Source organism: Protofrankia sp. Cr1 (genome assembly GCF_963555865.1).
Lineage (GTDB): Bacteria > Actinomycetota > Actinomycetes > Frankiales > Frankiaceae > Protofrankia.
Genome location: NZ_CAUVXO010000246.1, coordinates 1 through 6,745, shown reverse-complemented (window position 1 = coordinate 6,745; position 6,745 = coordinate 1). Strand labels below are relative to the sequence as shown.

The following is a 6,745-nucleotide window of genomic DNA, read 5'->3' as shown; positions in this document are numbered from 1 at the left end:
GATCTCCACCGGACGCTGACCGCCACCGCCGATCACTTCACCGGATACCTCCCGCACACCGCTCTACCCGACCCGGGATGGAGCGATCATCCTTGGGGAATGCAGGATGCGGCATTTAGCCCATAAGACGTCGGTCACGCAGTCTCGGACCCCGGGCCGGCATCGGCGCCGTCTTCGTTGCCGCCTCTGCGTGGTCGCATCGGGGCTCCGGCTCCCTGCCCACTGGGAGATCCCCTGACCGGCTACGCCGACCCCGCGAATGCCGCTGGCGTTTGCTTTGGACGGGCGGACTCTGGCCAGCGGTGATGATCGCAGGACTCGGGAGTCTGCTACCTTCGGCCTGATATTCGGCGGATATATAGTGACGATTACCCCATAAGGCGTGGCAGGGTTTCCAGGCTTCTGCGGTCAACTATTGCGGGAATTAGAGGTCCAGGCACCCAAGATCTGGGCCGACAGCAACGAGATCATGAAACAACTGATCGGACGCGACTTCGGCATCTGAGCCGAGCTGGGTTCTGTTCGGGGGTCGGGGCGGGACTCAGCTCAGTGAGAGGGCGACCGGCGCGGTGTCCCACACCTGCGCCCACGCCTGGCCCGCATCCGTGCCGGCCCGTTAGGTCTCCCCGGCAGCTCGCACACTGCGCGCCGGCGGGACGGCCCGCTCGGTGCGGTCCGGTCGGCCGCAGGCATCAGCCCCCTGCCCGTACGGCTCTTCTGCCCACCGGCCTCGCGGTCTTTCGACCGCTCCCGCTGAGAGGCATGGCGGGCCGCCTTCCGCGTGGCCTTCGCCCGGATCGGCTCCTTCGACGGCGGCGTCGAGGAGTTCGCACTGCCCATTCCGAGCCGGCGTTCCAGCTCGGCTAGCCGCAGCTCCAACAGCCGGAGGGCCTCCCGCTCGACGGCTAACTCCGCCCGCAGTCGGATATTGGCCGCACGCAACGCCTCCGCCTCCGCATACGGCGGCGAGGAGGCAGCAGAGACAAACAATTATCATTGTCAGAACCGGATGGAGATCAAAGAACTGGCCCGCTGTATTTCCTCAACGCATCCCCGCAGGCCAGCGACCCCCTGAATTGACACCTCCAGGCGCTGGAGGTTCCCGCCTTTTTGGCCGGATCGTGCATTTTCAACTTTGGTAGTTGAGCAGGTATGTGCCTGCGGCTCCCGCCAGGGCGATGGCCTGTTTGTGGGGGTGCCAGGCACAGCCAAACAATGGCGCCGCTACGCGGAGCGCAGCTGTACATGTGCCGTCGGCGACATCCCAGACGCGTATTGAATGATCGTTCTCGCCGACGGAGGAAAGCAGGGATCCGTCTGAGGAGAAGGCCAGGCCCTTCACCGTGCCGGTGTGACCAAGTAGGCTGGTTAGCAGTCCGCTGGTGGCGACATCCCAGATTTTGATCTTCGCGTCGCTGCTTGCGGAGGCGAGTAGCGTTCCGTCAGGAGAGAACGCCACGTCGTGTACCCAGCCGGCGTGACCGGTCAGGATGGCACGGGCGGCCCCGCTGGCGACATCCCAGAGTCGCACCGTCTCGTCGCCCCCAGCGGAGGCGAGCTGGAGTCCGTCCGGCGAGAATGCCACGGCGGTCACGCCGATATGGCTGCTTGGTGTGGCTTGTATGGTGCCACTCTTCACTTCCCAGATTCGCACCAGGCCATCGTTCCCGGCCGAGGCAAGCAGGGCGCCGTCTGGAGAGAAGGCGAGGTTTGTCAGCATACCGGTGTGGCCAGTGAAGATGCTTTGCAGATCACCGGTGAGGACATCCCAGATTCGGACTGGTTCATCGCTGCGGACAGAGGCGAGTAGGGCGCCATCAGGGGAGAACGCGATCCCGCTGACCCTGCCGGCGTGGCCACGCAGTGCGGTAAGCTTTGTCCCGGTATCCACCTCCCAGATTTGCACCGTTTGGTCGCTGCTACCGGCGGAGGCGAGCAGCCTGCCGTCCGGGGAGAATGCGACCTCGTGTATTCCGTCGGCCTGGATGGCCGCCATCGTGTGCGTCAGCGCGGTGGTGAAATCCCAGATTCGTACTGTTCCGTCGTTGCTCACGGAGGCGAGCATGATATCCGTTGGAGCCGGATCAGAAAGCGATGTTTTTGGAGGTTTCGGGGCGAATACAACATCGTACACCCAGTCGGTGTGACCGGTCAGCGTGGTGCGGATAGTCCCACGGGCGACGTCCCAGATCTTTACCGCTCCGTCCCCACCGGCGGAGGCGAGGAAAACACCATCGGGAGAGAACGCCACGCCATACACCCAGTCGGAGTGGCCGACCAACGTGATGCGCGGCGTTCCGGTCTCAACATCCCAGACGCGCACCGTGTCATCGTTCCCGGCGGAGGCGAGCAGGGCTCCGTCTGGGGAGAACGCCACCCCGTTCACCGTGCCGGTGTGGTCGGTCAGCATGGTGCGGGCGGTTCCGTGGGCGACGTCCCAGATCCACACCGTTCCGTCGTCGCAGGCGGAGGCGAGCAGGGTGCCGTCTGCGGAAAACACCATGCCGCACACGGCGCTGTTATGATTGAACGGTGTGGCGTGTGGCGCTGCCGCGTTTACCTTCCAAATTCTGACGGTCCTGTCGTTCCCGGCGGAGGCGAGCAGGGCTCCGTCTGGGGAGAACGCCACGTCGTTTACCCAGCCGGTGTGGTCGGTCAGCGTGGTGCGGGTGGTTTCGTCGGCGACGTCCCAGATCCGTACCGTCCCGTCCCCGCTGGTGGCAAGCACGGCTCCGTCCGGGGAGAACGACACCCCGCTCACTGCGCCGGTGCGGCTGGTGAAAGTCGCCCTCAGGTCGCGGGTGGCGACGTCCCGGATCTGCACTGTCCCGTCGTCGCCGGCGGAGGCGAGCAGGGTTCCGTCCGGGGAATACGCGGCCCCGTTCACACCACCGTTGTGGGTGGCAAAAGTGCACCGTTGGCGAGGGTCGGCCCGGTCGGGTAGCGGCCATGCTGGGTCGAGACGGGGGGTCGGCAGACAGGTCCGATATTGGTCGGTGAGTGTTTCCAGACCCGCGACATTGTCGAGCCGGCTTGCCAAGGTCGCGCCGAGGGCCGGTGATCGGTTGATCGGAGCAAGGAGGTGCGCGGACTGCCTGAGTGCGTGACCGAGCCGTGCCGCCGTAGATTTCCCATCCACGGCCAGACGTCTGCTGACCAAGGCGCAGTCCGCCTCGACCGGGAGGGTTGATTCCAACACTCTGATCTTCTTTTCGACCCAACGTAGATCACATACCAGGGTTGCCGCTTGGTCATCCAGTCCGGCCTCGGCCAGGTGGAATACGAGCTGACGCCACAGATAGCCCGCATCGTCTGGCAGGGTCCACCATGTCGGCAGCCCGTTGGTCTCGGTATGCATGCCGAATTGTTGACGGGCAGCGTCGATGAACGCGTTGTGGGTGGCGACTTGCGCGGTTGTGCCGGAACGGTGCCGCAGGTAGGATCGGATGACGTCGTGTAGTCGCAGCAATGGATGCTGATCGTCCCACACTCCGGACGCAAGCCTGAGCCGAAGCAGCTTGTCTCGTAGCGCGTGCACCTTGGAAAGGTTGAACTCGCCCCGGGTTTCCCACAGCATACTGAGCATGTTGATGTTGACATCGTCGGGAAAGATTGCCAAATCGACGTAGCGGTCCCGCTCGTCTTCGGTAAGTAGATCGAGGCTGGCGGTCATCGTCGCAGCAACTGCGGCGGACCGGCTCTCGGCGTCGTTGATGTCAACGGCGGTGGGACCGTTGGCCTCCAGACGGCTGATCAGCCAGGTGGCGGCTTGCGCCGGCCCGGCTCCTTCTTCGCGCACGTACTCGACAAGGGCACGGTTTACCAGACTCAGTAGCACAGGCCAGCAACCAGTTAGACTCAACAATTGAGCAATTTTGGCATCTGGAAGGTCGTCGACGTTTGCAATCAGTATCTCGGTGGCCTGATCGCGGCTCATCTGATCAACCAGTAGCGGGGTGCATTCGCGAGGCACTACTCCCCGGTTCCGGGTTGTGACCAGCCGGTGGCATTGCTGTCCCCCGCGCAGGAACGGGTCAAGTTGTGTCCGGGTCCACACGTCATCGACGATCAGTAGGGTCGCTTCGCGGGTGTCCAGGAGCTCACCGAGCCGGATGCCGGCCACGACGGGATCTGAGGTTGTCGGCCGTCGGAGGGAGAGTACCTCGCAGAGCTGGTTGACTCGCTCTGCCAAGTCGGGACCAGCCGTGTTCTCGCCAACGGCTGTCCATAACACACCGCCAGGGAAACGCTGGCGCACCTGAGGTAGCGAGCATACCATCTGCACCAGGGTGGTTTTACCGAATCCACCCGTTCCCTCGACCGCGCTTGTCATTCCTAAAAGATCTTCATCGGGGACGGTCAGGACCTCTAGAAGACGATCAGCGTGGTCTGGTCGTGAAATCGCCGGAACGAGCAAGGGCGGCACCATAAACGGCCGATTTTTCCGACTTTCTGTATGGATCACGTCCGAAACCAGTGGCGATGTCTCCGGCGTATTTTTGTTCGCGGTGACCGGCAGGGCATAACGTTCGTTGAGCTCGCGAAATGTCGGATTGTCGGAGAACCGCTTCAGTGCCTTGGCTAACAGCATGCCATACGGGTTCGTTATCACGCCTCTGTCGAACTCGGTAAAGACGGCATGCCACCAGGTTTCAGGTGTAGAATTTCCCATATTTGGCTGCCGATATCGAGGAAGGCCAATCTTTCTCAGAATGAGGTTAGCATCCGGCTCCGTTGGGAAAGCTTCTGCTACGGCGATCAATAACGCGTCAAGGTCCTTCCGGGCTATCGGGATCTCGTCTGCTGATATTTTTCGTCCGTCGCCTGATGCTCCATCCAGGCCGGGTCCTTGACGATATGGCGCGGAGATGTCCGAGCTGCTATCTCTCCCGGCCATGTCGGTCACTCCTCCAGCATGCCATCGTCATCCGATGTGCCAGATCCCGACCGGTCTGCGATGCCGGCCATGCCCACTACATGTCCGTACTTGTACTAAATATCACTATCAGTTACAAAGGCGACACTTTTGGCCTGGGATCGGATCCGTGTTCCACTGACCCACAGCCAGTCCCAGGTAGGTCTGATCCTTCGAGCAAGGAACTACAGGTTCAGGTCAATGGAGGGATGGGCTGCCGTGGGGCGGTCGGTGGTGACCGAGATCTGTGGTGTCGGGCGGTCGATTCCGCTGCTGTGGATGGCAGCCGGGGGCACGGTCGGCTGGTGCGCGGTGTGGAGTTCGTGGGAGGCGTGGGTAGCGACGAGGGCGGCGAGGGTGATGGGCGGCTCGTCGCCGTGCAGGTGAATGTCCGGATATCGCCGGAGAACGGCTTTCAGGGTGTCCTCGCGTTGGACGAGGGCGGCGGTGAGCAGGTCATTGCTGATGTCGAGGGTGCCGTGGTGGGGGTCGTGGATGCGCAGGGCGTCGGTGCGGGCCTCGACGCGGGTGGCTGTTGACGGCTGCGCGGTGGGGTCCGTGCGTAACGGTGGCGTGGTGGGACGGGTAGGGGCCGGATCGGTTGCCGGTGATCGCGTCGGGGCGGGAGCGGGGGCGGGAGCGAGAGCGGGAACCGGCGCGGTGTGCTGGGCGAGGTATGCGGCCTGGTGGGGTAGCGGCTGCGGGCCGGTCAGGGTGCGGAAGATCGCGACGACGTCGCGGGAGGCCTGTTGGGCCGTCTTGTAGGTCCGGCGCAGCGCGCGGGCGTGGGCATCGGGGACGGGCCGGTAGCTGCCCGCGGGGGTGCGCTGTGTGAGCGTTCCCGTTCTGATCATCTGACTGGTGGTGGCGATGCCGGTGCTGGCGAGGTCGGGCAGGATCAGGATGGCGCGGCGGATCGCGGTGAACGCGGTGGGGAGCTGGCGGACGTCGCCGCGGGCCGCGGTACTGGTGGTGTGGTCGATCAGCCGGGCGACGTCGGCGGTGAGGTGACGGCCGGTCTGGCCGTGTGTTCCCAGCGACTGGAGGTCGCGCAGTGACCGGGAGATCTCCTGCCAGGCGGTGATGGTCTGCCCGGCCTGGTCGGCGGCGTCGTGGTAGCGCATTTTCTCGACGGTTCGACCGAAGGTGGCCCGCTGGGCGGCGAGGGTCTGGGCCCGGCCTGCGATCAGCACAGCGAGGTCGGCGAACGCGATCAGTGTGTGGTGGTTGGGGGTGGCGCCGGGCTGGCTGAGGTGGTGCGCGAGGAGGCGGAGATGGTCGAGTTGGCGGTCGAGGGGATGGGCGCCGTAGTCGCCGAGGAGGGGGCGGATGTCGTCGAGGGCGCTGTCGGTCCCGTGCGGGGAGGAGCGTTCGTGGATTTGGCTGGCGGGCACGGCGAGTTCGGCAAGGTGACGGAGGGTGCGTGCCGCGGGCGACAGGTCCGTGGTGGTGTCCCGCGGTGCGGCTCTGAAAGGGCGCGGGTTGGCCGGGGTGTGGGCGGCGAGTTCGCGGGCGCTGATCGCCGCGGTCAGGGTGATGTCGGCGAGGCGGGCGGTGGCGGCGTCGACGGCGGTCGGGCTGGCCAGGAGCCAGGCGTCGGGGCCGCGGTGCTCACCGGCGGGTCCGAGCTGGGCGGTGAGAAGATCGTGGGCGACCGCGAGGGTGTCGGCGGCCTGCTGCCAGCGGTCGGCGGGGACGGGTGACGGGTCGGGCAGGGTCTGCTGGGCGGCGGTGGCGGCAACGTTGAGCTCGTGGGCCAGCCGTCCGGGTGGGCTGTCGTCGTCGAAGGGGCGGGCGAGGAATCGGGCGTGGCGGGCGGCGACGGTGACC

4 protein-coding genes are annotated in these 6,745 nt (G+C 65.1%); 1 reads left to right on the top strand and 3 read right to left on the bottom strand.

Features of this window, described 5'->3' with window-relative positions; all coding sequences use genetic code 11:
* The first annotated feature begins 382 nt into the window (after positions 1-382).
* Positions 383-505, top strand: a complete 123-nt coding sequence (locus U9980_RS17750; protein WP_322768938.1) for a hypothetical protein — start codon at positions 383-385, stop codon at positions 503-505.
* 41 nt (positions 506-546) lie between these two features.
* Here the strand turns inward: U9980_RS17750 and U9980_RS17745 are convergent, their stop codons facing one another.
* The 3 genes from U9980_RS17745 to U9980_RS17735 all read right to left on the bottom strand — a co-directional run.
* Entirely contained in the window at positions 547-990 is a 444-nt protein-coding gene (locus U9980_RS17745) for a DUF6444 domain-containing protein (RefSeq protein WP_416210308.1), read from the bottom strand.
* Between the two features lie 139 nt (positions 991-1,129).
* Complete coding sequence (locus U9980_RS17740; RefSeq protein ID WP_416210307.1) at positions 1,130-4,897, bottom strand: NB-ARC domain-containing protein; 3,768 nt, start codon at positions 4,895-4,897, stop codon at positions 1,130-1,132.
* A gap of 203 nt (positions 4,898-5,100) precedes the next feature.
* Positions 5,101-6,745: hypothetical protein (locus U9980_RS17735; RefSeq protein ID WP_322768937.1), on the bottom strand; the 1,645-nt coding region annotated here is incomplete at its 5' end.

Coding starts and splice junctions, on each gene's coding strand:
- U9980_RS17740 (WP_416210307.1), bottom strand. CDS start 4,897: ATGGCCGGGAGAGATAGCAGCTCGGACATCTCCGCGCCATATCGTCAA.